This is a genomic window from Caulobacter sp. SRI_014 (assembly GCF_057586315.1).
In genome coordinates this window covers 237,239-263,661 of the sequence record NZ_JBYCZQ010000001.1, presented here as the reverse complement: position 1 = coordinate 263,661, position 26,423 = coordinate 237,239, and the positions used below count along the sequence as shown (strand labels likewise).

Annotated in this window: 28 protein-coding genes; 8 read left to right on the top strand and 20 right to left on the bottom strand. The window is 70.1% G+C overall.

The genetic code is table 11. The features are described 5' to 3' along the window. Window positions 1-13: 13 nt before the first annotated feature. From AC2YG9_RS01530 to AC2YG9_RS01500, 7 genes are all read right to left on the bottom strand, one after another. Window positions 14-1,282, bottom strand: a complete 1,269-nt coding sequence (locus tag AC2YG9_RS01530) for a hypothetical protein (protein WP_487296158.1) — start codon at window positions 1,280-1,282, stop codon at window positions 14-16. 70 nt (window positions 1,283-1,352) lie between these two features. Beyond that, window positions 1,353-2,195 carry a carboxylating nicotinate-nucleotide diphosphorylase gene (gene nadC, locus AC2YG9_RS01525; protein ID WP_487296157.1) on the bottom strand — a complete coding sequence of 281 codons (843 nt, stop codon included), beginning with the start codon at window positions 2,193-2,195 and terminating at the stop codon, window positions 1,353-1,355. Beyond that, entirely contained in the window at window positions 2,192-3,727 is a 1,536-nt protein-coding gene (locus tag AC2YG9_RS01520) for an L-aspartate oxidase (protein ID WP_487296156.1), read from the bottom strand. Before AC2YG9_RS01520 ends, nadC begins: the two co-directional genes overlap by 4 nt. Next, entirely contained in the window at window positions 3,727-3,927 is a 201-nt protein-coding gene (locus AC2YG9_RS01515; protein ID WP_487296155.1) for a hypothetical protein, read from the bottom strand. Before AC2YG9_RS01515 ends, AC2YG9_RS01520 begins: the two co-directional genes overlap by 1 nt. A gap of 19 nt (window positions 3,928-3,946) precedes the next feature. Beyond that, entirely contained in the window at window positions 3,947-5,026 is a 1,080-nt protein-coding gene (gene nadA / locus AC2YG9_RS01510) for a quinolinate synthase NadA (RefSeq protein ID WP_487296154.1), read from the bottom strand. A gap of 246 nt (window positions 5,027-5,272) precedes the next feature. Further along, complete coding sequence (locus AC2YG9_RS01505) at window positions 5,273-5,533, bottom strand: hypothetical protein (RefSeq protein WP_487296153.1); 261 nt, start codon at window positions 5,531-5,533, stop codon at window positions 5,273-5,275. A gap of 282 nt (window positions 5,534-5,815) precedes the next feature. Beyond that, window positions 5,816-8,188: a hybrid sensor histidine kinase/response regulator gene (locus AC2YG9_RS01500; protein ID WP_487296152.1), complete on the bottom strand. Its 2,373-nt coding sequence runs from the start codon at window positions 8,186-8,188 to the stop codon at window positions 5,816-5,818. Between the two features lie 215 nt (window positions 8,189-8,403). On the opposite strand from AC2YG9_RS01500, the gene AC2YG9_RS01495 reads away from it, so the two are divergent. Then, window positions 8,404-9,612 carry a cell wall hydrolase gene (locus AC2YG9_RS01495; protein ID WP_487296151.1) on the top strand — a complete coding sequence of 403 codons (1,209 nt, stop codon included), beginning with the start codon at window positions 8,404-8,406 and terminating at the stop codon, window positions 9,610-9,612. A 37-nt stretch (window positions 9,613-9,649) separates the two neighbouring features. On the opposite strand, the gene AC2YG9_RS01490 is transcribed toward AC2YG9_RS01495, so the two are convergent. Genes AC2YG9_RS01490 through trxB form a run of 3 tightly spaced genes read right to left on the bottom strand, consistent with a single transcriptional unit; the run spans window position 9,650 to window position 11,756 of the window. Continuing rightward, window positions 9,650-10,135, bottom strand: coding sequence for a GNAT family N-acetyltransferase (locus tag AC2YG9_RS01490; protein WP_487296905.1), 486 nt, complete (start codon window positions 10,133-10,135; stop codon window positions 9,650-9,652). Further along, entirely contained in the window at window positions 10,132-10,758 is a 627-nt protein-coding gene (locus AC2YG9_RS01485) for a hypothetical protein (RefSeq protein WP_487296150.1), read from the bottom strand. Before AC2YG9_RS01485 ends, AC2YG9_RS01490 begins: the two co-directional genes overlap by 4 nt. After that, window positions 10,755-11,756, bottom strand: coding sequence for a thioredoxin-disulfide reductase (gene trxB, locus AC2YG9_RS01480; protein ID WP_487296149.1), 1,002 nt, complete (start codon window positions 11,754-11,756; stop codon window positions 10,755-10,757). The genes AC2YG9_RS01485 and trxB overlap by 4 nt, the downstream gene beginning before the upstream one ends. A 58-nt stretch (window positions 11,757-11,814) precedes the next feature. On the opposite strand from trxB, the gene AC2YG9_RS01475 reads away from it, so the two are divergent. Together AC2YG9_RS01475 and AC2YG9_RS01470 are read left to right on the top strand one after the other, a co-directional pair. Next, entirely contained in the window at window positions 11,815-12,108 is a 294-nt protein-coding gene (locus AC2YG9_RS01475) for a glycine zipper domain-containing protein (protein ID WP_487296148.1), read from the top strand. 255 nt (window positions 12,109-12,363) lie between these two features. Then, complete coding sequence (locus AC2YG9_RS01470) at window positions 12,364-12,717, top strand: hypothetical protein (RefSeq protein ID WP_487296147.1); 354 nt, start codon at window positions 12,364-12,366, stop codon at window positions 12,715-12,717. On the opposite strand, the gene AC2YG9_RS01465 is transcribed toward AC2YG9_RS01470, so the two are convergent. Beyond that, on the bottom strand, window positions 12,714-13,136 hold the full coding sequence (locus AC2YG9_RS01465; RefSeq protein WP_487296146.1) for a hypothetical protein: 423 nt from the start codon (window positions 13,134-13,136) through the stop codon (window positions 12,714-12,716). The two genes, AC2YG9_RS01470 and AC2YG9_RS01465, sit on opposite strands and share 4 nt — an antisense overlap. A gap of 118 nt (window positions 13,137-13,254) precedes the next feature. Here AC2YG9_RS01465 and pseI point away from each other — a divergent pair, with 118 nt between their 5' ends. The 3 genes from pseI to AC2YG9_RS01450 are packed head-to-tail and all read left to right on the top strand — an operon-like array spanning window position 13,255 to window position 17,035. Then, window positions 13,255-14,310, top strand: a complete 1,056-nt coding sequence (gene pseI, locus AC2YG9_RS01460; protein WP_487296145.1) for a pseudaminic acid synthase — start codon at window positions 13,255-13,257, stop codon at window positions 14,308-14,310. A 5-nt stretch (window positions 14,311-14,315) separates the two neighbouring features. Then, the gene (locus tag AC2YG9_RS01455) at window positions 14,316-14,948 is read left to right on the top strand and encodes a DNA alkylation repair protein (RefSeq protein ID WP_487296904.1); all 633 of its coding nucleotides are present in this window, start codon (window positions 14,316-14,318) and stop codon (window positions 14,946-14,948) included. 32 nt (window positions 14,949-14,980) lie between these two features. After that, on the top strand, window positions 14,981-17,035 hold the full coding sequence (locus tag AC2YG9_RS01450) for a hybrid sensor histidine kinase/response regulator (protein ID WP_487296144.1): 2,055 nt from the start codon (window positions 14,981-14,983) through the stop codon (window positions 17,033-17,035). On the opposite strand, the gene pseG is transcribed toward AC2YG9_RS01450, so the two are convergent. The 7 genes from pseG to AC2YG9_RS01415 form a co-directional block, all read right to left on the bottom strand. Then, a complete protein-coding gene (pseG, locus tag AC2YG9_RS01445) occupies window positions 17,032-18,054 on the bottom strand; it encodes a UDP-2,4-diacetamido-2,4,6-trideoxy-beta-L-altropyranose hydrolase (RefSeq protein WP_487296143.1) in 1,023 nt (340 codons plus the stop codon). The genes AC2YG9_RS01450 and pseG overlap by 4 nt on opposite strands. Beyond that, window positions 18,051-18,767 carry a cytidylyltransferase domain-containing protein gene (locus AC2YG9_RS01440; protein ID WP_487296142.1) on the bottom strand — a complete coding sequence of 239 codons (717 nt, stop codon included), beginning with the start codon at window positions 18,765-18,767 and terminating at the stop codon, window positions 18,051-18,053. Before AC2YG9_RS01440 ends, pseG begins: the two co-directional genes overlap by 4 nt. Window positions 18,768-18,778: 11 nt before the next feature. Beyond that, window positions 18,779-19,537, bottom strand: coding sequence for a hypothetical protein (locus AC2YG9_RS01435; protein WP_487296141.1), 759 nt, complete (start codon window positions 19,535-19,537; stop codon window positions 18,779-18,781). A gap of 56 nt (window positions 19,538-19,593) precedes the next feature. Beyond that, window positions 19,594-20,598: a mitochondrial fission ELM1 family protein gene (locus AC2YG9_RS01430; protein WP_487296140.1), complete on the bottom strand. Its 1,005-nt coding sequence runs from the start codon at window positions 20,596-20,598 to the stop codon at window positions 19,594-19,596. 129 nt (window positions 20,599-20,727) lie between these two features. Further along, the gene (gene greA, locus AC2YG9_RS01425; protein WP_487296139.1) at window positions 20,728-21,201 is read right to left on the bottom strand and encodes a transcription elongation factor GreA; all 474 of its coding nucleotides are present in this window, start codon (window positions 21,199-21,201) and stop codon (window positions 20,728-20,730) included. A 168-nt stretch (window positions 21,202-21,369) separates the two neighbouring features. Further along, the gene (locus AC2YG9_RS01420; protein WP_487296138.1) at window positions 21,370-23,217 is read right to left on the bottom strand and encodes an acyltransferase family protein; all 1,848 of its coding nucleotides are present in this window, start codon (window positions 23,215-23,217) and stop codon (window positions 21,370-21,372) included. A gap of 56 nt (window positions 23,218-23,273) precedes the next feature. Further along, on the bottom strand, window positions 23,274-23,861 hold the full coding sequence (locus AC2YG9_RS01415; RefSeq protein WP_487296137.1) for a hypothetical protein: 588 nt from the start codon (window positions 23,859-23,861) through the stop codon (window positions 23,274-23,276). A 99-nt stretch (window positions 23,862-23,960) separates the two neighbouring features. Here AC2YG9_RS01415 and AC2YG9_RS01410 point away from each other — a divergent pair, with 99 nt between their 5' ends. Both AC2YG9_RS01410 and AC2YG9_RS01405 read left to right on the top strand, forming a co-directional pair. Then, on the top strand, window positions 23,961-24,797 hold the full coding sequence (locus tag AC2YG9_RS01410) for an EamA family transporter (RefSeq protein WP_487296136.1): 837 nt from the start codon (window positions 23,961-23,963) through the stop codon (window positions 24,795-24,797). A 31-nt stretch (window positions 24,798-24,828) separates the two neighbouring features. Next, the gene (locus tag AC2YG9_RS01405; protein WP_487296135.1) at window positions 24,829-25,347 is read left to right on the top strand and encodes an N-acetyltransferase family protein; all 519 of its coding nucleotides are present in this window, start codon (window positions 24,829-24,831) and stop codon (window positions 25,345-25,347) included. Here the strand turns inward: AC2YG9_RS01405 and AC2YG9_RS01400 are convergent. Both AC2YG9_RS01400 and AC2YG9_RS01395 read right to left on the bottom strand, forming a co-directional pair. Next, a complete protein-coding gene (locus tag AC2YG9_RS01400; RefSeq protein WP_487296134.1) occupies window positions 25,344-26,009 on the bottom strand; it encodes a glutathione S-transferase in 666 nt (221 codons plus the stop codon). The two genes, AC2YG9_RS01405 and AC2YG9_RS01400, sit on opposite strands and share 4 nt — an antisense overlap. Window positions 26,010-26,068: 59 nt before the next feature. Then, window positions 26,069-26,419 carry a nuclear transport factor 2 family protein gene (locus tag AC2YG9_RS01395; protein ID WP_487296133.1) on the bottom strand — a complete coding sequence of 117 codons (351 nt, stop codon included), beginning with the start codon at window positions 26,417-26,419 and terminating at the stop codon, window positions 26,069-26,071. Window positions 26,420-26,423: the final 4 nt, after the last annotated feature.

The following is a 26,423-nucleotide window of genomic DNA, read 5'->3' as shown; positions in this document are numbered from 1 at the left end:
TCGGCTCCGCCGCCTAGAGCCCCTTCGAGGCCACCGAGTCCCGGACCAACAGGATGGCGTCGTAGCCGTGGACCACGCGCGCCAGCCGCGGATCGGCCTTGGCCGTCACCGAGCCCGACATGAAGCGGCGCAGGGGGCGCAGGTCGACCAGGGTCGAGCCGGTCGGCAGGGCCAGTTCGGCCAGAGGTTCGAGGCCCATCTCCTCGATGGTCGAGACCGGGACGTCCTCATAGGTCCAGGTCGCCGGGTTGAACGCCGCCTGGCGGCCGCCGGCCAGGGGCACGACCAGCAGGTGGAAGCTGCTGTCACCCTCGAGGGTGGCGGCCTCGGCCAGCAGGTTTCCGATGTCGTAGACCTCGGTCATGCTGCGGCCACGGACCATGTGTCCGGCGCCGAACTTGAACAGGATGCGTGGCTTGGGGGCGGCGGCGCGCCACTGGCGGGCGAAGCTGGCCTTCATGAAGTCGGCGCGGATGGCGTTGGACTGGAAGTAGCGCTCCTCGAGGTAGGCGCGGTTGGTGCGCAAGGTCTGGAGCAGGGTTTCCAGGATGTCGGCGCTGGCCCTGTCGGGTTTGGGCCAGGCGGCGATCAGGGCCTCGACCAGGGCCGGGTCACCGGCGAAGGTGAACACCTTGCTGATGTCTTTGGTGGCGGCGTAGGCGGCCCAGCCGGCCTGTGAGGCGGCTTCGACGGCGGCCAGGGCGGCCTCGGCCGAGGCGGGGGCCTTGGGCTTGAGGCGGGCGATCAGCCGGCGGTCCATGGTCACCTCGTAGTCGAGGCCCCAGATCAGCTGCTTCTTGCCGGGCAGGGCGGCGCGGACGGCGGCCAGCATGCGGGCCTCCTCGGCCATGGTGTAGAAGGCGGGTCCCGGCGGGTGGTCGCGGTAGTAGGCCTTGAGACCCTCAAGGCCGCCACGGGCGGCCTGGTCGATGTCCTCGGCGATGGGTGGGGAGATTTCGAGGACCAGCCGGTCGGGTTTCAGGGCCATGGCCAGTTCGCGGACCAGAACCGGGACCTGGGCCAGGCCGTGCTCCTCGCCGAAGGCGAAGAACCGGGCCTTGGCGCCCTCGGCCTTGAGCCAGTCCCAGCCGGCCCCGCTGACGCCGCCATTCAGGTCGATGGCGACCGGCAGGCGGCTGTCCCTGAAGCCGCTCTTGAGGCGGTCGAGCCAGGTCGGCTTGGGCGCTGGCGGCGGGGCCTCCTGGGCGATGGCGGGTGCGGCGGCGGCGGCGATCGCGCTCCCGGCCAGGGTGGCGAACAGGCTGCGTCGGTCAAGTTTCATGATGGCCCCTCTTTGTGAGGCAGAGGCCGGCCGGCCAGCCTATGGATGCGGATGACGCAAACTTAATGCGTCAGGCGTCGAGGCCTATGTCCAGCACCGGCGCGGAGTGGGTCAAGGCGCCGACGCTGATGACGTTGACCCCGGTTGCGGCGATGGCGGCGACCGTGTCGAGGTTGACGCCGCCCGAGGCCTCGAGGACCAGGGCGCCGGCGTTGCGGGCGACGGCTTCGCGAAGGTCGGCGAGGGCGAAGTTGTCGAGCATGATGACGTCCGGACCGGCGGCCAGGGCCTCGTCGAACTGGGTCAGGCTGTCGACCTCGCACTCGACCTTGACCAGGTGGCCGGCGAAGGCGCGGGCGCGCTCGATGGCGGGCTTGACCCCGCCGCAGGCGGCGACGTGGTTGTCCTTGATCAGGATGGCGTCGTCGAGGCCGAAGCGGTGATTGACCCCGCCGCCGCAGCGAACGGCGTACTTCTCCAGGGCGCGCAGGCCAGGGGTGGTCTTGCGGGTGTCGGTGATGCTCGCCCCCGTACCCAAGACCGCGTCGACATAGGCGCGGGTCAGGGTGGCGATGCCGCTGAGGCGGCCCAGCAGGTTGAGGGCGGTGCGTTCGGCCGAGAGCAGGGCGCGGGCGTTGGCCTCCACGCGGGCGAGGACCGTGCCGGCCGGGACCTGGTCGCCGTCGTTGACGAGCGTTTCAAAGGTGGCGGTCGGGTCGAGGGCCAGGATGGCCAGGCGGGCGCAGGCGAGGCCGGCGATGGTCCCGGACTTGCGGGCGCCGAAGCTGGCGGTGAGGCGTGCGTCGGCGTCGATGCAGGCCAGCGCGGTGATGTCGCCGGCCCGGCCCAGGTCCTCGTCGAGGCTGGCGCGGACGACGGGCTCGATCAGCAGGTCGGGCAGGGGAGCGATCATTCAGCGGCGACCTTGCGGGCTTCGAGGCTGGCCAGGGTGACAAAGGTGCGCATGGCCGGGCGCTGGCAGGGGAAGTCGCGGCGGAAGTGGCCGCCCCGGCTTTCGCGCCGCTCGAGGGCGCAGGTGGCGACCAGCCGGGCGGCCGCGAGGATCGGGCCCTCGCCGTAGAGGTCGCGCAGGGTCTCGATGCGGCCGAGCAGCCGGGTCAGGCCCTCGCCGTCGCGCACGACGCCGGCGTCGTGGCTCATGGTCTGGCGCAGGCCCATGAGGGCGCCGTCCGGCAGGTCGGGCCAGGGGGCTGCGGGCAGGGGATCGGTCGCCGGATCGGTGGCCTGCCGCAGGACGGCGCCGGCCCTCGTGCCGAAGACGGCGGCTTCGAGCAGCGAGTTGCTGGCCAGGCGGTTGGCGCCGTGGACGCCGGTGCTGGCGCACTCGCCGGCGGCCAGGAGGCCGGGCAGGCTGGTGCGGCCGTCGAGGTCCGTGGCCACGCCGCCCATGTGGTAGTGGCAGGCCGGGGCGACGGGCAGGGGCTGGACGCGGGGGTCGAGGCCGGCGGCCTGGGCGGCGGCGAAGACGGCCGGGAACTCGTGCGGGAAGGCGTCGCCCACCGCCGCCGTGGCGTCGAGAAACGCGCCGTGGCCGGCGACCAGTTCCGACTGGATGGCGCGGGCCACCACGTCGCGCGGGGCCAGTTCGGCGGCCGGGTGGTAGCTCTTCATGAAGGCGCGGCCGTCTGCGTTGCGCAGGATGGCGCCCTCGCCGCGCAGGGCTTCGGTGGCCAGCGGGGCGGGGTCGGCGCCGACGTCGAGGGCCGTGGGGTGGAACTGGACGAACTCGGGATCGGCGATGACGGCGCCGGCCAGGGCGGCGAGGCCCAGGCCCTCGCCGCGCACTTCGCGGGGCGTGGTGGTGACGGCGTAGAGGCCGCCGAGACCGCCGGTGGCCAGCAGGGTGGCGGCGGCGACGATCTCGGTGAGGGCGCCGTCGTCGTCTTGTACGAGCGCGCCGCGCACGCGGCCGGCGGCGTCCTGCAGCAGGCTGCGGGCGCGAAGACCGGTGCGGACCTCGATGTGCGGGGCGGCCAGGACGGCTGCGATCACCGCGTTGTGGATGGCCCGGCCGGCGCCGTCGCCGCCGACCTTGGCGACGCGGGCGCGGCCGTGGGCGGCCTCCAGGCCTTGCTCGAAGTCGCCGTCGGCGTCGCGGTCGAAGGGAGCGCCGAGGGCGGCCAGCGCGCGGACGGCGTCCGGGCCTTCCTCGGTCAGCACCTCGACGGCGTCGGGATCGCAGAGGCCGGCGCCGGCGGCGATGGTGTCCTGGGCGTGCAGGGCGGGGCTGTCGTCATCGCCGAGGGCCGCGGCCATGCCGCCCTGGGCCCAGGCGCTCGAGCAGCCTTCGCCGAGCGGGGTCGGGCTGAGCAGCAGCACCTTGCGCGGGGCGGCGGCGAGGGCGGCGGTGAGGCCGGCCAGGCCGGCGCCGAGGATCAGGACGCCGTCGAACTGTTCACGCCCATTTTGCTTTTGGGGGGTCATCACCGGAGCTCCTGGGCCGCCCTCAGGGGGTCGGCTTCGAACATGGCGTCGTAGGCGTCGTGGAGGCTGGCGCCGTGGCGGATCAGTTCCTCGACGACCTCGCGGGCGCCGAGGGGCATCAGGCTCGACCAGTCCTTGGGAACGTCCGGCCGGGTGGCCTTGACGCGGTAGACGGGTCCGAACTGGGTGATCTTGATCATGGCGAGCCCTCCTGGTGGCTCAGATCATCTCGACATCGACGTGGTGGCCCCGAGCCTTGACGAGGTCGTAACGCGCGGGAATGGCGGGCGGCGGCAGGTCGATCATCCGCTGCACCGCCAGGCGGGCGCGGTCGGCGATGGCCGGGTCGACGGTGACCTCGAACTGTTCCTTCTGCAGGGCGTCGAGGATGTTGCGAAGGCTGATCCGCTTCATGTGCGGGCACATGTTGCAGGGGCCGATGAACTTCACCCCGGGCACGTCGCCGGCGACGTTGGCGGCCATGCTGCATTCGGTGATCAGCACCACCTGCTTGGGCCGGCGCTTCTCGACATAGTCGCTCATGGCGGCGGTCGAGCCGGCGAAGTCGGCGGCGTTCAGCACGTCGGCGGGGCATTCGGGGTGGGCGAGGATCTCGGCGCCGGGGTAGGCGACGCGCATCTCGGCGATGTCGTCGACGGTGAAGCGCTGGTGCACCTCGCAGCTGCCGGCCCAGGCGATGATCTTGATGTCGGTCTGGGCGGCGACGTTGCGGGCCAGGTATTCGTCGGGGATCAGGATGACCTTGTCGACGCCCCATTCGCGGGCCGCCCATTCGACCACCTGCACGGCGTTGGCGCTGGTGCAGCAGATGTCGGTCTCGGCCTTCACGTCGGCCGTGGTGTTGACGTAGGTGACGACGGGCAGGCCGGGGTAGCGCTGCTTGATCAGCCGCACATCGGCGCCGGTGATCGAGCTCGCCAGGCTGCAGCCGGCGCGCAGGTCGGGGATCAGCACGGTCTTGTCGGGGCAGAGCACCTTGCTGGTCTCGGCCATGAAGTGGACGCCGGCCTGGACGATGATCTTCGCGTCCGAGCGGGCCGCCTCGCGGGCCAGGCCCAGGCTGTCGCCGACATAGTCGCCGACCCCGTGGAAGATCTCGGGCGTCATGTAGTTGTGGGCCAGGATGACCGCGTTCTTCTCGCGCTTCAGCTTGTTGATCTGCGCGATCAGCGGGGCGTGGACGCGCCATTCCAGGGCTGTGACCTGGTCCTTGACCTTGTCCCACGCGGGGGCGGTCAGGGCTTCCACCTCGGGGGTGAACTCGACGTCGTAGGCCATCCGCGCACTCCTTTTGCTCAACATGAGCATTACTGGCGCCTGTAAAAAGCCGGGCTGTAGCAGCGCCGGCCATTCCGCTCCGTCACCTTTTGCTAAAAGTGAGCATAAGTGACGGATCACATATAGGCCGCTGTTATCCGGGGCACAAGGGGAATCGTCAGGGGACGGGCGACTCCGTGTGCGAGGAGCTCGGCACGACCCTGGTCAGCAGGGGCAGGACGGGCGGATATGCGAGGCGGAGTGACGCTAGTCGCGCCGGCGCTCTTCGCGTTCGCGGCGCTTCTCGGCCTCGCGGGCCTTCTTCTCGGCCTTGCGGCGGGCCTTGTCCTCGCGGTCGAGGCGGGCGAGGCGCTGTTTCTTGCTTTCGCCGGGGATGACGGCGCTGGCCACGGCGCCGGTGGTCTTGACCGCGGCCCCGGCGACGCCGCCGACCACGGAGCCGACGACGCAGCCGGAGAGGAGGACGGCGCAGGCCATGAAGACCAGGGGCAGGGCGAGGCGAGTCATCGAGGTCTCCGGGGTGGGCCGCTATCGAAGCGGCCAACGATTATACCGCGTTGCCGGGCGGCAAGCGTGCGATGGCCGCCAAGCTGCTGATCCTGTGTGACTTTTGTGTTGACGCTGTGGCGGCGATTGTAGGCGCCAGCGTAGCTGGGCCGTAGGCGCCGGCGCGGGAGATGTAGGCGGCTTTGTGCGGGCCGGCGCCTACACTGGACCGGACGCCGGATGGGCGCCGCGCGGACTGTCTGAATTTTACCCGGAGAATATTATGGCCGGTGCGCTGCGCGCTCAGGCCTCCGTCTCCGTCACCGTTTGGGCCGGCCGGGCGTGGGTCGCCAGGGTGTGGGCCAGGACGTCGAGGGTGTAGGGCTTGCGCAGCAGGGGCCAGGGGGCCTCCTCGGCGTCGTCGAGGGCCTCGCCGGTGTAGCCGCTGGTCAGCAGGATGGGCAGGCCGGGCTTGAGGGCGCTGGCTTCGCGGGCCAGGTCGACGCCGTTGCGGGGGCCCGGCATGACCACGTCGGTCAGCATCAGGTCGAGGTCGGGTGTGGCCTTCAGGGCGGCCAGGGCCGTCTCGACGGTGTCGGCAAAGGTGATGCGGTGACCGAGCTCGCGCAGCATGGCCTGGGCGAGGTCGGCCACCTCCGGATCGTCCTCGACCAGCAGGATGTGGAGCGGCCGGGCCTCCGCCGGAAGCCTGGCCGGCTCAGCCCTGGTCTCGGCGTCGTCGGTCAGGGGCAGGAAGATGGAAACGGTCGTGCCGGCCCCGACCTGGCTTTCAATCTCGGCCCCGCCGCCGCTCTGGCTGGCGAAACCATAGACCTGGCTGAGGCCAAGGCCGGTGCCCTTGCCGACCGGCTTGGTGCTGAAGAAGGGCTCGAACACCCGGGCCACGGTGGCGGGGTCCATGCCGACGCCCTGGTCGCGGACGCTGATGCAGAGGCAGGGGCCGGGCACGGTCTCGCCGATACAGTATTCGGCGATGCGGCTGGCCAGGGTGATGACGCCGCCGCCGTCCATGGCGTCACGGGCGTTGACCAGCAGGTTCATCAGCGCCGCGTCGAGCTGGGCCGGATCGATCAGCACCTTGGCGGCGGGCGCGTTCAGGTCGAGGTCGAGCATGTAGCGCTCGCCGAGCGCGCGGCTGTAGAGCTGGGCGCTGTCCTTGATGGCCGCGTCAATGACCAGCACCTCGGTGCGCAGCGGCTGGCGGCGGGAGAAGGCCAGCAATTGACGGGTCAGGCGCTCGCCGCGCTGAGCCGCATCGAGGGCGGCCTTGGCCAGGCGTTCGGTGCGGACCTCGTCGCCCGGATGGCGCTGGACGATGTCGAGGGCGCCGATGATCACCGTCAGCAGGTTGTTGAAGTCGTGGGCGACGCCGCCGGTCAGCTGGCCCAGCGCCTCCAGCTTCTGGGACTGGATGAGGGCGGCCTGGGCCAGGTCGCGCTGGCTCATGGCTTCCTCGACCCGTTCGGTGAGCAGGTCGTTCAGCCGCTGCAGGTCGGCCTCGACCTGCTTGGCCTCGGTGACGTCGAAGGCGATGCCGGCGAACCCGGCGAAATCGCCGGTGGGCGAGAGGCGGGGCTGGGAGAAGCTGCGCAGCCAGCGCCATTCGTTGTCGGCGCGGCGATAGCGGGCCTCGAGCTCGAAGGGTTTGCGGCTGGCCTCGCCGGCCATCTGCTCGCGCAGCACCCGGTTGAGGTCTTCGGGGTGCAGCCGGGTGCGCCAGTCGAGGCGAAGGGCGGCGTCGTAGCCTTCGCCGACGAAGTCGACATAGGCGACGTTGACGAACTCGCGCGCCCCGCCGGGCATCGAGACCCAGAGCAGGGCCGGGGCGCTGTCGGCCAGGGCGCGGAAGCGGGCTTCGCTTTCGGCGATCTGCTGGGCGGCGCGGTGGCGTTCGGTGACATCGAGGTTGTAGCCGACGACCCGTTTGGCCTTGCCCGAGGGATCGCGGTGGATCTGGCCCCTGGAGTGGATCCAGCGCTCCTGGCCGTCGTCGCCGATCGAGCGGTAGTCGACCTGATAGACCTGGGCGTTCCTGAAGGCGGCCTGGTTGGCGGCGGTCAGCCGATCACGGTCGTCGGGGTGCACGGCGGCCAGCAGGTCCTTGTAGCCGAGCGGGCCGGCGCGGGGGGCGATGCCGAGGTTGTGGTAGACGCCGCTGGACCAGGTCCCGGCGTTGGTTTCCAGGTCCCAGTCCCAGAGGCCGAGACCGCCGGCCGCCTCGGCCAGTTTCAGCCGGCCTTCGGCCTCGGCGCGGGCTTGCGTCTCGGCGCGCATGCGCACCAGGGCGGCGCGGGCGGCGGCGCTGACCAGGATGGTCACCGCGCCCGACAGGCCGAACAGGATCAGCGTACCGTCGCTCACCCGGGTGGCCCCGAACGGCGCCCAGAAGCCCATGATCAGGGCCAGGACCAGCGCCCCCCAGCCCCAGCGCTGGCCGGCGTAGAGGGTGGCGATGATGAAGACCGGGAAATAGGAGGACGAGGTGTTGAAGGCGTTGTGGGGACCGACCAGCACCAGCCGCAGCCCGAAGGCGACCAGGAACGCAAGCGCGGTGACGGCCGTTGCGCTCGGGATCGAGGGCGGCCTCTGCGGGATGACCCGCCACAGGATCGGCTCGGCGTCAGGGCCGAACAGGTTGAGGGCGAACCGGCCCATGCAGCTCCGTCCGCCCTCGCAAAACGCCCGACACGCCGCGACGGCTTGTCACAATGATGGACGACCATAACTATGGGGCGCAAGAGAGGTTCCTGATGGCCGTTCCGTTCGACCCTTGCGCACAGCGCCGGACCCCTGGTCCGCGCCGCCTTCGACGGGGCTGCTGACTCCCCTTGAGATTCGCCAACCCCCAAACCTTGAGGCCTCTGGTCCTGGTGGCTCTTTCCGTCGTGGCGATGGTCGCGGCGGCCTGCGCCAGCGACTATCGGGTGCGCGAGGGGACGGGGCGTGAGCGCGGCCTGTCGGCCCTGACGCGCGGCTATGGCGAGGTCGCCTTCCGCCGGCTGACCGCCGACATGGATCCGGCCATGATGGCGCTCGCCAAGCGGCACGACGGGGTGGCCAGCAAGGACCACTGGGGCCGGGTGCCCGGCTGGGAGAGCTACAACCTGGCCCGGCTGCCGGTGCTGGGCGTCGGGACCATGACCGAGGACGAGGCGCGGCTGATCAACGCCATGCAGCTGGCGGGCGCCGAGCCGCCACCGCCGGCCAAGCCCTTCATCCTCAAGGCTTCGGCGGAAGACCGCGCCGCGGCCATCAAATGCCTGACCCAGGCCATCTACTATGAGGCCGCCGTCGAGCCGCTGGAGGGCCAGCGGGCCGTGGCCCAGACGGTGCTCAACCGGGTGCGCCACCCGGGCTATCCCAAGAGTGTCTGTGGCGTGGTCTATCAGGGCGCCCTGCGGGTCACCGGCTGCCAGTTCAGCTTTACCTGCGACGGCTCCCTGGCCCGCGTGCCCAACCCGGCGATCTGGAGCCGGGCCGAGCGGTTGGCCATCGATGCCCTCGGCGGATACGTCGAGAAGTCGGTGGGCACCGCCACCCACTACCACGCCGACTACGTGGCGCCGTACTGGGCGCCGACCCTCTACAAGATCGTCCAGATCGGGCGGCATATCTTCTACCGCTGGACCGGTCCCTGGGGTCTGCCGCCGGCCTTCAACGGCAAGTACGCGGGTGGTGAGGCCCATCTGACGGCCGCCATCCTGCAGGGCCTCGACAGCCGCATCCAGGGGGAGGGCCTGACCCCGGACAGCATTGCCGGGGCGGTGACCTTGATCAGCACCGGCACCAAGACAGTGACCCTGACGGTGGATGGCGTCGACCAGACCTACACCATGGCGGCGCCCGCGGCGCCGGGCCAGGAGACGTTGCATACGCCCGGCGTCCTGACGCCGACGCGCCGGCCGCCGACGCCGGAGGAGATCGCCGACATCAACGCCAAGCTGAAGGCGCTGGAAGACGACCCCAACGACCCCGACGCGCCGATCAGCACGGCCCCGAGGCCGACGCCGCCGCCGAAGTCGGACCCGGGCGACTCGCAGCCGGGCGACCTGCCGATCGGGCGGCGGAAGCAGGAGTAATTCATCCTCCCCCGTTAACGGGGGAGGATGAGGAAGGTCAGAGACCGAAGGCTTTGGCGTAGGTGATGGTCACCGGTTCGGCCAGCGCGCCCGGAACCAGCTCCAGGGCCATGAAGCTCGGCCCCTTGAACGGTGAGGCCACCGTCTTCGCCAGCTCGGCGCTGTAGCCGACGCGGGGGTAGTAGGCCGGGTGGCCGAGTACGATCACCGCCTCGATCCCGGCCGTCGCCAGCCGCCGGTGGCCCTCTTCCATCAAGGCCGTGCCGAGGCCGTCCTTCTGGCGTCCCGGCTGGACCGACAGCGGGGCCAGGGCCGCCAGGCGTCGGCCGTTGTCGGTGGCCAGCGGGCTGAACAGGATGTGGCCGACGAGTATGCCATCCTCGACTGCCACCATCTCCAGCAGGGCGTCACCGTCGGCGCGCAGGGCGTTCACCAGGTTGGCCTCGTCCGGCTGCCGGAAGGCGGCGGCGACCACCGCGTGGATTGCGGCGTGATCGGTGGGCTCGGCCGGGCGGAGGGTCAGGAGCGCGATTGGCCATCTCCGGGCGCACCGCAGTCGACGGAGTCGGAGGCGGCCAATCCCATCATGCCAAAGAGCCAGGCGGTATTTGACAGAGACACCCAGGTTGATCGGGTGTCGGTGCAGGCGACTCTGCCTTCTTCCAGAGCCTTCCGCCCCTCGGCGAGAATCCGCTGGGCTTCGGGTAGGGCGGTGCAAAGGACGTTGGGGGTGGGTTTGCCGCCCGAAAGGAAATCTCCGAGCATTTTGGTTGTCCGCGTCATCGGCTCCAGGCAGTCGAGCCCGTCGGCCGGGGCCTTGGGAAGGGCCGGCAGTCGGCTGGTCGGGTCGATGGCCGCGCACCGCTCGGCCTCAGCCTTGGCGAAAGCCGGGTCGGCCCGCATGTCGACCGCCAGCAGCGCTGCCCGTGTCATTCCGTCCTTTTCGTGGAAGTTCAGGGCCTGCCAGATTTCCACCCGCTCGTAGCGGTCGGGATCGAAGTTGCCGGAGCCGTCCATGGCTATCATCTCGGCCACCACACAGGTCGAGGCGAGGATTTCAGTCTGGGTCGCGCCGGGCGTCGGGGCCAGCAGGGCGACGGCCAGCAAGGGCGAGAGCAGCGCCGCGATCCCCCCGGTCCGCATCACCAGGCGCCGATCTTCTGGGCGTCGGTGTGGCTGATCGGCGCGTGAGCCGTCTCATGGTCCTGTTCGGCCAGGAAGCGCACGGCCTCCAGGGCGGCCATGCAGCCCATGCCGGCGGCGGTGACGGCCTGGCGGTAGATGTCGTCGGTGACGTCGCCGGCCGCGTAGACGCCGGGGATGGCGGTCGAGGCCGTGCCCGGCTGGACCTTCAGGTAGCTGCCCGAATGCATCTCCAGCTGGCCGGCGAACAGTTCGGACGAGGGGGCGTGGCCGATGGCGATGAAGACGCCGTCGCAGGCGAGGTTGCGGGTCTCCCCGGTCTTCACCGATTTCAGCCGCACGCCGGTGACGCCCATGGGGTCCGTTTCGCCGGTGACCTCGTCGATGACATGGTCCCAGATCACCTCGATCTTCGGGTGGGCGAACAGGCGTTCCTGCAGGATCTTCTCGGCCCGCAGCTCATCCTTGCGGTGGACCAGGGTGACCTTGGAGGCGAAGTTGGTCAGGAACAGCGCCTCCTCGACGGCGGTGTTGCCGCCGCCGACCACCACCACTTCCTTGCCCCGATAGAAGAAGCCGTCGCAGGTGGCGCAGGCGCTGACCCCGAAGCCCTGGAATTTCGCCTCGCTGTCGATGCCGAGCCACTTGGCCTGGGCGCCGGTGGCGATGATCAGGGTCTCGGCCAGCCATTCCTCGCCGCTGTCGCACTTGATGTGGAAGGGGCGCTTGGAGAGGTCGGCGGACAGGACGATGTCGCTGACGAACTCGGTGCCGACATGCTCGGCCTGGGCCTTCATCTGGTCCATCAGCCAGGGGCCCTGGATGACATCGGCGAAGCCCGGATAGTTCTCGACGTCCGTCGTGATGGTCAGCTGGCCGCCTGGCTGGATGCCGGCGATCAGCACGGGCTTGAGCAGCGCGCGGGCGGCGTAGATGGCGGCGGTGTAGCCGGCGGGGCCTGAACCGATGATCAGGCAGCGGGTGGTGCGGGGCGTAGACATGGCGGCAGATATAGGGTCGATTCCGTATCAGCGCGATGGGGTCAGGAGCGGGACCGGGATGAGCGACAAGGACAACAAGGTCAGCAAGTCCGCGGCCTACCTGCCGATCGGCATGGGGCTGGGCCTTGCGCTCGGCGTGGCGCTGGGCGTGGCGACCGACAACCTGGCGCTGGGGCTGGGTCTCGGCGTGGCGCTGGGGGCAGGTTTGGGCGGGGCGATGACCATCAGCCAGAACGCCAAGGACAAAAGGAACGGCTCGGCCGACGGTGGCGGTTCGGCGACCTACGATGACGACGATAGCAGCGGCGGCGATGGCGGCGGCGATGGCGGCGGCGGCGGCGGCGGCGACTAGCGCCTCGCGTCCCTGACCGGACCCAGGCCGTCATCGAACCGTCGCATCAGGGTCATATACACTGCCGGTGATGACGCTGCGCGTGATCTTCCGGCACTTCGATCCGGGCCAGGCCCCGGACAGGCGGAAGCGTAGCATTGCCGGCGCATCGGATTGTCGGCGGCAATGGCCGCCCGGTCCATCTCCTCAACCTTTGTACGACTGGCGGCGGGCAAGCCGCGTTCGCGTCCGATGGGCGGGCGCAAGGGAGACTTCATGCATTCTGAAAACACCAAGACCGGCCTTGGGGCCGGCGACCTGCTGGCGGGCGCGCCTGTCGGCCTGGTGGCCGGCATCCTCGTCGGTGTGCAGACGAGCCTGACCATCGGTCTCATCACCGGCGGCCTCATCGGCGGCCTGATCACCCTCTTTCACCTCAGCCATGGCAAGACCCGGCGGCCCCGCAAGGATGACGGCGGGGGCGATGGCGGCGGCGCTTCCGGCGGCGACTCCGGCGACTGGGCCCACACGGCCAGCCAGCGCTGCTTCGACAGCAATCACAAGAGCGACAGCGGCGACTGGAGCGGCGGTGACGGCGACGGTGGCGGGGGTGACGGCGGCGGCGACTAGCCCTTCACCTGGTAGGGCTGGAACTGGCAGCCGACCGGCTCGTGGAGGGCGTAGAGGACGTCGATGTCAGTGACGCCCTTCTCGCTGTAGAAGGGCACGCCCTCGAACATCCCGTAGGGTTTGGGGTCCAGGTCAGCGGCGCCGATCACACGCGGCAGGCCATACTTTTCGAACGTCTTGCCCTTGAGCTTCACCGGCAGGTTGTTGATCGAGTAGGGCTTGTTGCTCCCCTTGATCAGCGTCCTGGCGTCGAAGGGCGTGTAGGCGTCGGGGGTCACCCGCCAGGTGTTGTCGTTGTTGTAGCTCTCCAGGATGACCGACTGGCTGAGCACGCCCTTGGCCGGATCGTGGGCGCAAAGCTCCGAGCGGAAGGTATCGGCGGGCTGGGTGGCGAGCAGGGCGAAGAGCAGAAGCGACATGGGGCGGGTCCTGGAATGAGGTCTGCGGCATCATGACCGCCGCGAGAGCCGGCCGCCTGCCCCATTCGGGGGGCGGCCTACTGGACTTGTTAAGCGGTGCATCCGAGACTCCGGCGCCATGAGCAAGGCTCCCACCATCGAGATCGCGGGTCGGCCCATCGGGCCGGATCATCCGCCGTTCGTCATCTGCGAGCTGTCGGGCAACCACAACGGCAGCCTGGACCGGGCCCTGACCATGATCGACGCCGCCGCCGACACCGGCGCCGACGCCATCAAGATCCAGACCTACACCGCCGACACCATCACCCTCGACGTCGACCGGCCGGAGTTCAAGATCAAGGGTGGGCTGTGGGACGGCCGGTCGCTGCATGAGCTCTATCGCGAGGCCCAGACGCCCTACGAATGGCATGGCGCCCTGTTCGAGCGGGCCAGGAAGCGGGGCGTCATCCTGTTCTCCAGCCCGTTCGACGAGACGGCGGTGGACCTGCTTTCGGGCCTCGATGCGCCCGCCTACAAGATCGCCAGTTTCGAGGCTGTCGACCTGCCGCTGATCCGTTATGCGGCGGCGAAGGGAAAGCCGCTGATCATCTCCACCGGCATGGCCAATGCCGCCGAGATGGCGGCGGCGCGGGATGCGGCGCTGGAGGCCGGGGCGGCGGGGGTGGTGCTGCTGCATTGCGTGTCCAGCTATCCGGCCACCTTCGCCGACGCCAATGTGCGGACGGTGGCGGACATGGCGCAAAAGTTCGACTGCCCCATCGGCCTGTCCGATCACACGCCGGGTTCGGCGGCCAGCGTGGCGGCCGTGGCCATGGGGGCCTGCGTCATCGAAAAGCACTTCACCCTGGCCCGCGCCGACGGCGGGCCGGACGCCGCCTTCAGCCTGGAGCCGGCCGAGTTCGCCGCCCTGGTGCGCGACTGCAAGGACGGCTGGGCGGCGCTGGGGCGGGCCCATTACGACGTGCTGGGCTCGGAGAAGGCCAACATCCAGTTCCGCCGCTCGCTCTATGTCACCGCCGATGTGGCGGCGGGCGAGGTGCTGAGCCGCGCCAACATCCGCTCGGTCCGGCCCGGCGCCGGCCTGCCGCCGGCCGAGCTGGACAGCGTGCTGGGCCGGCCCGCGAGCCGGGCGCTGAAGCGCGGGGAGCCGCTCAGCCGGGACATGGTCGGGTGAAGCTGATGGTCGACGGCCTGCTGGCCGATATCGCCCGGCTGGGCCCGGCGGCGACGCCGAGCCTTCGCGAACTGCGCCGGGGCTGGTCGGCGATGCTCAAGGGCTCGTCGGCGGCGGAGGTGATCGCCCTGGCCAATGTGTTCCACGACCGCCTGCCGCAGGAGACCCGCTGGCTGGCGCATGAACTGATCCGCTTCCACCGGGAGGCCTTCGCGGCCTTCGGGACCGTCCAGGCCGAGCGCCTGTCCGGCGGCCTGTCGAGCTGGTACGCGGTCGATGCCTTCGGGACCATTCTGTCGGGGCCGGCCTGGGCGGCGGGCCGGATCGAGGATGGGCTGATCGACGCCTGGTCCCGGTCGGAGGATCGCTGGCTGCGTCGCCTGGCGTTGGTGTCCACGGTCAAGGCGGGCGGGACGACGCGGACCCTGGCCCTGTGCGAACGGTTGGTCGCCGACCGCGACGACATCGTGGTCAAGGCCATGTCCTGGGCCCTGCGCGCGCTCAGCAGGTCAGACCGGGCGGCCGTTGAGGCCTTTCTGAGGGACCACGCGGTCGCCGCCCGGGTGCGCAGGGAGGTCACCGCCAAGCTGTCCACCGGCCTAAAGTCGGGCGTCCGACGCAGGGCGCCGGTTCTTTAACGGATCGCCGTTACCCTGGGGTCATGGTCGGTATGGCAAAGCGGGGGGCGAAGGCCCCGTCTGGGGATCAGCGCGCCAGCGCGAACCGCCTCGGAATCCTGCCTCTGGCCATCATCACCGCCGTGGTCATCCTGCTCTGCGCCGCCTTCGTCTTCCGCCAGGGGGCGACGACCATCACCGAGGTCATCGAGGCCCGGGAGCAAAAGGTCCTGAGCCAGGGTATCGCCCGTCGGGTGGCGCAGCTGAACGCGGACGTCGCCTACGTCAGCGTCTGGAACGACGCCTATGAGCATGGCGCGCTGCGTTACGACCGGGCCTGGATCCATGAGAACCTCGGCGAGTATTTCGCTGAGCATATGCGCCATAGCCTGACCCTCATGATCGGAACTGACGGCCAGGTGGTCTACGCCTCCGAGGCGGGCAAGATCGTGCCGGCCGCGCAACTGGAGGCCTTCACCCGCGCGGCCGAGCCGCTGTTCGATCAGGTCTGGGGGCAGACCGGTCGCCAGGGGGCGGCGCTGGACATGGACCGTTATCGCCACGCCGAGGGGGTGGTTTCAGTCGGCGACAAGACCTGGCTGGTCGCCGCCGGCTCGGTGGCCCCGCAGAAGGACTGGCGCGGCAAGCTGCTGACCGGCCGCGAGCCGGTGGTGGTCTCGGCCATCCTGATGGACGCCGCCTATCTGCAGAGGCTGCAGGAAGACTTTGACCTTCAGGGCCTGCGGCTGCTGCGGGCGGGCGAGACGGCGCAGACCGGCATCCTCTTGAAGGACATCAACGGCGAGCCGGCGGCGGCGCTGGGGTGGACGCCGCTGGCGCCGCGCCAGGCGGTGCTGGGCAAGGCCGGCGGGGCTTTCACGGCGGTCGGGCTGATGCTGGCCCTGCTGATCACCCTTCTGATGCTGCGCATCCGCGCCGTGGCCGAGGACCTCAAGACCTCGGCCCGGGCCGCCCGCGCCGCGGACCACGCCAAGAGCGTCTTCCTGGCCAACATGAGCCACGAAATCCGCACGCCGCTGAACGCCGTGCTCGGCATGGCCCAGGTGATGGACGGCGACGCGCTGGAACCGCGCCAGCGCGAGCGGCTGGGCATGATCCGCGACGCCGGCCACACCCTGTTGGGCGTGCTCAACGACGTGCTTGACCTCTCCCGCATCGAGGCCGGCCAGCTGGCCATCACCGAGGCGCCGTTCGAGCTGGATGCCCTGGCCAAGGGGGTGCTCGGCGGTTTCGACGGCCAGGCGGCGACCAAGGGTCTGGCGCTGGAGCTCGAGCTCGAGGCCCACGGCTGGTGGAAGGGCGACGCCCAGCGCATTCGCCAGATCGTCAGCAACCTGATCTCCAACGCTGTCAAGTTCACCGAAGCGGGCGGGGTTCGGCTGATCATCGGGGCGACGGACGAGGGCCTGAGGTTCACCGTCGAGGACAGCGGGCCGGGCATCGCGCCGGACACGCTCGCCGGCCTCTTCGCCCGCTTCGCCCAGGCCGACGCCTCGATCACCCGGCGCCACGGCGGCACCGGCCTGGGGCTGTCGATCAGCCGCGAGCTGGCTGAGTTGATGGGAGGGCGGCTGACCGCGACCAGCCAGTTGGGCGAGGGCAGCCGCTTTGTCCTCGACGTGCCTCTGACCCGGGTGGCGGCCGAGGCGCCGGTCGTCGAGACCGCCCAGGCGCCGCTGGAGGGCGCCGTGCGCATCCTGGCGGCCGAGGACAACGCCGCCAACCGCCGGGTGCTGGCCGCCCTGCTGGAGCCGCTCGGCGCGCACCTGACCCTGGTCGAGGACGGCCGCCAGCTGGTCGAGGCCTGGCAGATGGGCGAGGCCGATGTCATCCTGGCCGACATCCAGATGCCGGTGATGAGCGGGCTGGAGGCGGCGCGGGCGATCCGCGCCGCGGAGGCCCGGGGTGGTCTGCCGCGCACGCCGATCATCGCCCTGACCGCCAATGTCATGGGCGACCAGGTCGCCCAGTATCTGGCGGCCGGCATGGACGGCCATGTCGCCAAGCCGATCCAGATGGCCCAGCTGTTCGCGGCCCTGCAGGCGGCCCTCGAGCCGGCTGACCAGACGGAGGTCCTGGCCAGCTAGGCCCGCAACAGCCCGATCACCGCCTCGGCCACGCGGGCCGCGCCTTCGCCGTCGCAGACATCGGCCGCCGCCAAGGCCATGCCGGTGCGCAGGCGGCCGTCGGCCAGCAGGCGGGTCAGGTCCTCTTCGAAGGCGCCCTCGAAGCCGGGCGCGTCGGCCTCCAGGGCCATCACGGCGCCGACGTTCTCCAGGGCCCGCGCCGCCGGCCTCTGGTTGTCGGCCAGGATCAGCAACAGGGTCGGCAGGGCCAGCACGCAGCGCTCCCAGCTGCTCGAGCCCCCGCCGCCGACGGCGAGGTCGGCGGCCGCGGTCAGGGCGGCCATGTCGCGGCTGTCGATGTGCAGGGTGAGCTGGGGGTAGACCAGGGCCAGGGCCTGGACCTTGGACAGGCTGGGGGCGGCGGCGCCCATGACCACGTCGACGCCGAGCTCGCCGGTCATCGGGGCCAGCATTTCCAGCACACGGCCGGTGATGCCGTTCAGATCGCCCAGGCCCAGCGAGACCAGCAGGCGACGGGGCGGCTCGGCGGCCAATCGGCGGGCCAGGGCGGCAGGGCGCCGGGCGGCGAACTCAGGCCGCACCGGGGCGTTGGCGGGGCCGAGCAGCAGCCTGGCATGGCCGGGCAGCAGGCCGACGTAGTCCTCCGCCTCCCGGGAGGGTCCGCTGTCGAGCACCAGGTCGGCCCCCAGCGGCCGGTCGGCCAGGTCGTCTATGACCAGCACGGGCCGAGCCCCGGCGGCGGCGCGGTGGTCGTCGGCGTCGAGGCCGTAGTGGTCGAAGACGACAAGGTCGGCGCGCGCCGCGCGGACGGCGGCGACGATGCGGGCGGGCTCCGTGGAGGCCGCCCAGACGCGATGGATGTCGGGGGCGAAGGCCTCCAGCACGGCGGTCACCGCCGGCGGGCAGAGGAAGCTGACCGCCACCCCCCTGGCCTCCAGCGCCCGCGCCAGGGTCAGGGACCGCATGACATGGCCGCCGCCGACCGCGCCTCCGGCGTTGCAGACGAAGAGGACGCTCATGCCCGCCGGTCGCCGCCGTAGGTCATCAGGTCCGGCCGCGAGCGCACGAAGGCGCGGACGGCGTCGGAGGTGAAGGCGCGGTCCTTCGGGTAGAGGGCGTCATAGACGGCGGCCGTGAAGGCGTAGTCATCGGGCCGGTCGACCGTCCAGCGCACCTCGCCCTCATCGACCGGCTGGCTGTGATAGGCGATGCGGAATTCATCAGGCCGGTTGTAGATGCCCCAGGTGACGTGCTCGCGCTCCTCCGGCGCGGCGGCCAGCTCGCCGGCCCGGCGCAGGGCGGCGGCGGTCATCACCTCGACGTCGAGGCCCTTGGGAAAGGTGCGGTGGGGCGGGGTGTTGCTGGCGTAGTCGGCGCCGCTTTCCTGGAAGACGGCGATGGTCTCGTCGATGACGTCCGGATCGGCGAACGGGCAGTCGGCGGTCAGCCGCACCACGGTCTCGGCCGGGTAGGCCGCCAGCGCGCCCAGGAACCGCGCCAGGACGTCGTCCAGCGGCCCGCGATGGCAATCGATGCCTTCACGCCGGGCGCATTTTTCGATGACGTCGTCGGTCGGGTTGGCGCTGGTCGCCACCACGATGCGGTCGATCCGGCGTGACCGCGACAGCCGCTCGATCTGCCGCACCATCATCGGCGCCCCGGCCAGCGGCATCAGCACCTTGCCCGGCAGGCGGGAGGAACTCATGCGGGCCTGGAGGATGGCGAGGATCATCGCGGCAAAGGCTACTCGGTCATCAGAATCTTGGCGGCGATCGCGGGCGGCTGCTTCAGGACGGCGCCGAACCAGAGCAGGTTATAGCGGCAGCGTTCATCGTCGGTGAAGCGCTCGACCTCGGCCGGCTCCAGCGCCGTAATCCAGTCTTCGTCGCCCTTGGCGGCGCGGTAAATCTTCAGCACGGGCTGGAGCTCGGCCAGCACGGCGGGCGACCGCTGGACCGGCGTGCGGCGGCCGGCGCGGGCCGCCTCGAGGCTGGCGTTGATGAACTGGGTCACCGCGTCCTTGCTCCGGGGATCGGCCTTGAGGGGGCCGTAGAGATCGTCGGAGGTCTCACCCTCCATGATCCGCCGGCAGGCCGTGGTGTCGTAGGTGGACAGGATCCTGGCCAGGGCGACCTGCGACTGGGACCAGGCCACCAGGTCCTTGTCGGGGGCGTTTTCGATGCCGGTATAGAGCTTGGCGTTCACCCCGGTGATGAAGGTGACGATCCGGGGCCTGAGGCTTTCGATATTGGCGCCGCTCAGGACCGCCGTGATGATCTCGGTTTCGAAGGGCAGGTAGTCTTCAGGAAAGTCCTCGACCAGATAGCGCATCATGCCGCCGCTGCCCTTGATGAAGCCCTGACGGAACTCCTGGCGCATCTGGTCGGTGATCACCGGCGCCTTGGCGGCGGCCTGACCCGCCGGCTGGGCAAGGGCCGCAGGTGCGGCCCCGGCGAGAACGGCGGCGACCAGCAGGCCGGCCAGGATACGGACGATAGACATGAGACACTCCCCCGAAACGCTAATCTGGCGACCATAGCCGCAGACGCGGGCAAGCGTCACCCGTTCAGGCGGGCATCCACGCGGCTGAGGATTTCCCCGGCCAGCCGGTCGGTCTCGCGCAACGGCTCATAGGTCCAGCCATGGAAGGCGCCGCCCCAGGGGCGGGCCGCGCCCTTGGCCTCGAGTTCCTCGTGCAGCAGGCGGAACTTCAGGCTCTGGCCGTCCATCTTGACGATGAACACCGGCTTGCCGGTGCTGGCCGCCTCGGTGGCCATGTTGGCGCTGTCCTCGGTGACGAGGATGTAGTCGGCGGCTTCCAGGAAGGCGAAATAGGGGTTCGGGCCCTCGCCGTCCCAGATGATCCCGGGCCGATCGCCCAGGCGCGCGGCCAGCAGGTCGCGCGCCTTCTGCGGCGTGCGCCGGGAGAAGGTCATCAGCAGGCTGCCCCCCTCCTGCTCCAGCGGCAAAACGAGACTGTTGGCGATGGCGGCGGCGCGTTCCTGCGAAAGATCGAAGGCCTTCGACTTGCCGCCGACCAGCACGGCGACGCGCGGATGGGGCAGGGGGTCGATCTGATCGGCGAAGGCGGCGTAGTCGGCCTTCAGGCGCTCGGGGCTCAGCCGGTGCGGCGAGCCGGTGATCGAGACGACGTTGTCGCCCTTGACCCGGTCATGGTTGGGCGGGGCGACCAGGTCGAAGAAATGCAGCGGGGTGCGCGGGTCCTGGATCTGGACGACGAAGGTCTTGCCCGAGGTCCAGCGGCGCATGCGGATCGACAGGGGCAGGGTGGCGCGGCCGGCGGCGATCATGATGTCCGGCCAGGGCGGGGCGAAGTCGTTGCCGCGCAGCCAGCGCCGGGGCATCAGGTTCAGCCACCAGGGCAGGCGGCCGGTCTGGCCGGTCCAGGAAATGCGTTTGACGACAACCTGGGCCTTGCGCTGGCGGGCCACGGCGTCGGCCAGACCCACGGCCTGGGCCTCGATGCCGGCGCGGCCGTCCGACACCGCCCAGATCGTGATGGGCGGCGGCTCGGCCTTCTTCGCACGCGGCGCTTTGCTCATGGCGGGACCTTCAAGACCTGATCGGGTCTTTAGGCAAGCAGAAGGGCGGCCTTGCGACCGCCCATTCTTCTTTTTCTTGAGTTTGGGTGGCGGACGCCACCCGGCCAACTTCCGTGCAGACCAGCGGCTTTAGAGCCACTCGACCTTGAGGATTTCGTAGGCCTTGACGCCGCCGGGGGTGTTGACCTCGACCACGTCGCCCATTTCCTTGCCGATCATCGCGCGGGCGATGGGCGAGGCGATGGAGATGCGGCCACCCTTCACGTCGGCTTCGTGTTCGCCGACGATCTGGTAGCGGGCCTCTTCCTCGGTGTCCTCGTCGACCACGCTGACCGTGGCGCCGAACTTCACCTGCGCCCCCGACAGCTTGGACACGTCGATGACCTGGGCGCGGGCGATCTTGTCCTCGATCTCGGCGATGCGGCCTTCGATCCAGCCCTGACGCTCCTTGGCGGCATGGTATTCGGCGTTTTCGCTGAGGTCGCCGTGCGCACGGGCTTCGGCGATCGCGGCGATTACGGCCGGTCGCTCCAGCGTCTTCAAACGCTTCAGTTCCTCGTCGAGGGCGCTATAGCCCCCGGCGGTCATCGGTACCTTTTCCATATGGGAAAGTTCGCTCGGTTCGCCCTGGGAGGAATGTAGAAACTGGTAAAAAGCCGGCCGCGGGCGGAGGCGTCCGGGGGCGTCGAAACTAGTCGCGCGGGGTTTGAAAAGCAAGGGGAATGCTGCGGCGCCGCATTTGCCGCCCGATGTTCGGTGTTTTGGGTTCGCCTAACGGCGGCTTTCCTGGAGCGCCAGACGCTGTCCGACGATGACCGAGCCAGGCTTGGACAGATGTCCTGAATCCCACTGCATCGGCTTGCCGTCCGCCGTGCGGGTCTCGCAGATGTCACCCGGGCAGATAGCCTGCCAGATCGACAGGTAGGGAACCCCGGCGGCCCTGGCCTTGTCGGCCATGATGCCTTCGACGGCGTCGCGATAGTGCTTGCGGCGGCGGACCGCCAGATCGGGCTGGCCCAGGTGTTCGCCCAGGGCAAGCAGCCGGGGAAGGCTCTGTTCGTACTGCGGGCCCGGGCCGATCAGAACGACCGCAATCCCGTGGGCCTTGAACCAGGCAAGCGTGTCGGCGACCGCCTGGGCGTCGGCCTCGAACCACAGGCCAGCCAGGTAGACGCGGTCGGGCGGCTGTCTTTCCAGGCGTTCGTAGAGGGCGCGCGAAAGGCGGCGGCACTGGGCGGTGGCGTCATGGGCCGGCTCGCGGGTCATGCGGCAGCTGGAGACGGTGCCCTGCAGCAGCTCGGCCTCGGGGTGGGCCTGTTGCAGGCCGTACCAGAGGTGGCTGGCGTGGCTGTCGCCGATCAGCAGGTAGTTGGGCTTGCCGGGGACCGGGTCGATACAGCCGGCCGGCCAGGCGGTCAGGGCGCCGTCGGGCATCGGCAGGCAGGCCTCCAGCCGGCGCGGCGTGCGCTCGGCGCTCTTGGCGATGGCGTGGACCTCGGGGCTGAAGCGGCCCGGCAGGCCCTTGGTCGCCAGGATGACCAGGCTGGGCGCGGCGACGACCAGGGTGGCGAGCAGGGCGACAAGGTAGAACTTCCCGGTCGACAGCCCGTCGCGGCGGTCGCGGATCGGCGTCTCGATCAGCTTCCAGCTCAGGGTCGCCAGCACCACGGCGATGGCCAGCACGACGTAAGGCGCGACCGGCCCGGCCTGCTCGCCAAACAGCATCCGCTGGAAGGAGATCAGCGGCCAGTGCCACAGGTAGAGGCTGTAGGAGATGAAGCCGTAGAACCGCATCGGCGGGATCGACAGCAGGGCGCCCGTCGGCGTGTCCTCGCCGGCCGCCAGCAGCATCAGGGTCCCGAGGCAGGGGGCGAGCGCGGCGATGCCGGGCATGGCGGTGTGCGGCTGGTAGGTGGCGATGGCCCACAGGATCAGGCCCAGGCCCACCAGGCCGAAGACGGAGCGGATGCGCCGGCCGCTCGGCGTCGGGATCGCGCCCTTGGCTAACAGCACGCCCAGCAGCAGCTCCCAGGCCCGGGTCAGCGGCAGGTAGAAGGCGTCGGACGGATGGTCGGCCATCCAGTAGAGGCCAAGCGCGAACGAGGCGATGGCGATGGCGCCCAGCACCGGCTTGATGGCCCGGGGCGCCCAGCGCCACAGACCCATCATCAGCAGCGGGAAGACGATGTAGAACTGCTCCTCGACCCCCAGCGACCAGGCGTGCAGCAGCGGGTGCATGTCCGGCGGGGCGGAGAAGTAGTCGATCGTCTGCCAGAACCAGATGTTGGCCGCGAAGCCGAGTGTCGACAGGCTGGAGCCGGCATATTTCACCAGCTCGTCCGGGAACATGTGGAAACAGGCCATCGCGGTCGTCCCGGCGATCATCGCCAGCACGGCCGGCAGCAGGCGCCGCGTGCGCCGCTCCCAGAAGTCGATCAGCGAGAACTTGCCGGCCGCCTGGCGCCGCGTGACCACCCCGGCGATGACGAAGCCGGAAATGACAAAGAAGACGTCGACGCCGACAAAGCCGCCTTGCGCCATGGGCAGGCCCAGGTGTCCGGCGAACACCGCCAGAACGGCCAGGCCCCGCAGGCCGTCGATGTCGGTACGATATTGCAAGGCTGATCCCGAGAAGGGCGCGGTTTCAGCATTGTCGGGGCTTCAGAGCAACCCCTTCAGGTTTGCGGCGCGTCCGTCGCGATGTCTTCGGCCGGCGCGGTCATCTCCTCGACGAACTCATCGACCGAGTTGGCGGCGAACAGCCGGCGCAGGAAGGCGATGACCTGCAGTAGCGACGACAGGAAGCCGATGAAGGAGGCGACCAGCTGGAAGGCCTGCCAGGCCAGCTCGAAGGCGGCGCCGGAACTGACGGCCTGGGCCATCGGATAGAGCAGCTGGCTGATGGTAATGCGGAACTGGGCGTAGGCGCTGGAGTACTCGATGGAGCGGTCGGCGACCCAGGCGGCGGCGACGGTGGCCGCCACCGGCGACCACAGCAGGGGCAGGAACAGCAGGGCGGCCAGCAGCAGGATGGCCACCCGCGTGCCGATGGTCTGGCGGGCGAAGAGGTCGCGCAGCACCACGCCGACCAGGGCCAGGGTCAGAACGCCCAGGCCGACGGGGATCAGGATGTCGGCCAGATCGACGACGTCGGCTCCGAACAGGAAGAAGCCGGCCAGCACGATCAACAGCACCAGCAGGAAGCCGCCCATCCAGGCCAGGCCGTACCAGCCGAGCCGGCGCTTGATCAGGTCGAGATTCATGGCGGGCCCCCAAGCCGGCGATTGGTTAACAACCATGCCAATCGGCCGGGGCGGCGTCCACCTTGCTTGACGGCAGGGAACGGGGTCAGGGTCCCTGCCATGACCGCGCTTCCCCTCGCCGCCCTGATGATGCTGGCCAGCGGAGCGATCCATGCGGTGGTCAACGCCAACCTCAAGTCCGGCCAGGACAAGATGTCGAGCCGGGCGCTGATCGACGGCTTCTCCGGCTTCCTGATCCTGCCGGCCGCCTTCTTCGTGCCCCTGCCGCATGGGGCCTGGGGATGGCTGGCCGGCAGCTGGATCACCCACCTCGTCTACCTGGTCTGCCTGATCAAGGCCTTCGAGCGGGCCGACATGACGGTCGCCTATCCGATTCTGCGGGGTGTGGCGCCGTTGCTGGCGGCGATCGTGGCGGTGGCGCTGTTCGACGAGCCGGTCGGCTGGCTGACGGCGGGCGGCATCGGGCTGGTTTCCGCCGGGGTGCTGACCGTGGGCCTGGGCAAGCAGGTCGACCGCCGGGCCCTCGGCTGGGCGCTGGCGACGGGGGCGACTATCGCCCTCTACACGGTCATCGACGCGCAAGGCGTGCGGGCGGCGCCGAGCGCGCCCAGCTACATCGTCTGGGTGTTTCTCTCGCTCGGCTTCGGCATCGCCGCCATCTTCGCCCTCTGGCGCGGGCCGGCCTTCATCGTCTCGGCGCGGGCCGAGTGGAAGGCGGGGCTGACGGCCGGGGCCCTGTCGATCCTCACCTACGGCCTGGCGCTCTGGGCCCTGCGGCTGGGGGATACGCCCCGGCTGGCGGCCCTGCGCGAGACCTCGATCCTGTTCGCCGTGCTGATCGCCGTGGTCTTCCTGAAAGAGCGGCTGACGCGGGGCCGGATGGTCGGGGTGGCGGCCATCGCGCTGGGGGCGGGGTTGCTGATCGCCGGGGGCTAGACAAGGTCCGTTCGGCGCGGTCCAAGGCGGCATGGAGATCAGCATCCGCCCCGCCGTCGCCGGCGACGAAAAACGCCTGTCGATGGTGGCCCGCGCCACCTTCCTGGAGACCTACGCCGGCATCGTCGCGGGCGGCGACATGCTGCTGTTCGGCGAAGGCACGCATGATCCAGGCAGCTATGCGGCGCTGCTGGCCGACCCCGGGGTGGACCTGTTCCTGGCGACCATGGAGCCGGGCGCGGCGCCCATCGGCTATGCCATGGTCTGCAAGCCCGACCTGCCGGTGGCGCTGGGCGAGGGCGACCTGGAGCTGAAGCGCATCTACAGCCTGCATCGGTTCCACGGCACGGGGCTCGGGCTTCGGCTGATGGACGCCGCCAAGGCCGCGGCGCGGGCCCGGGGCGCCAGGCGGTTGCTGCTCGGCGCCTATGGCGAGAACCACCGCGCCATCGCCTTCTATTCGAAGCATGGATTCAGCCAGGTCGGCACCCGGGTCTTCCACGTCGGCGAGAACTATTACGACGACGTGGTGCTGGCGGCTGATCTCTAGTCCGCGAAGGCGTACGGGCCGCCCTTCTCGAGCGCCACGCGATAGGCCGGGCGGGCGTGGATGGTCTCCAGGAACTTGGCGATCCGGGGCCGGCCGACCCTGACGTCGCCGCGCTGGGCGCCGGCTTCCAGGGGGAAGCTCATCATGATGTCGGCGGCGCTGAACTCCTGGCCGGCGAACCAGGGAACCTGGGCCAGCACGCTTTCCCAGTAGTCGAAGTGGGTCTTCAGCTGAGGGTCGACGAAGCTTTTCAGAGCCTGGTTGGCGATGCCCTTGACCAGCGGCTTCATCAAACCGGGGGCGCGGTCCGGCAGGCTGCCGAAGATCAGCTTGAGCAGCAAGGGCGACATGGCCGAGCCCTCGGCGTAGTGCAGCCAGTAGGTCCAGGCCAAGCGCTCGGGCGTGCCCGCCGCGGGGCGCAGTTTGCCGCCGGCCTTTTCGCACAGGTACTCGATGATCGCCCCGGTCTCGGCCAGCACATAGTCGCCGTCGACGACCACCGGCGACTTGCCGAGCGGATGAACCGCCTTCAGCGACGGCGGGGCCAGCATGGTCTTGGCGTCCCGCTGGTGGTGGACGATCTCGTAGGGCAGGGCGAGCTCTTCCAGCAGCCACAGCACGCGCTGGGAGCGGGAGTTGTTGAGGTGGTGGACGATCAGCATGGCGGCTTTTCCTGTGTCTTCGCCAAGCTAAGGCGCGGGGCGGGCAAGTCCAGCCGGGTTCAGCCGGTCATCTGCGCCGGATCGTAGTAGAACCGTTCCTCGACGATGCGGTCGCCCTCCCAGCGCTGCCAGGCGATCTCGTCCAGCATCCTGCCGCCGCCGATGTCGAAGACCCAGCGGATGGCCGCGTAATCGCCGCCGATCGTGAAGATGGACCCCTTGGCGGTGGCGATGGGACCGCGGGCCAGGGCGGCCTCTTCCTTGGCCACCAGGGCGGCGCGGCCGACGGTGATGCGGCCGAGGTTCTCCTGGCCGGTGGCGTGCTCGGCGTAGAAGTCCTCGATGGCTTTCACATAATCGCCGGCCTCGACCAGGGCGATGAAGGCGGCGAGGCGGGCGGGGCTGGGCATGGGC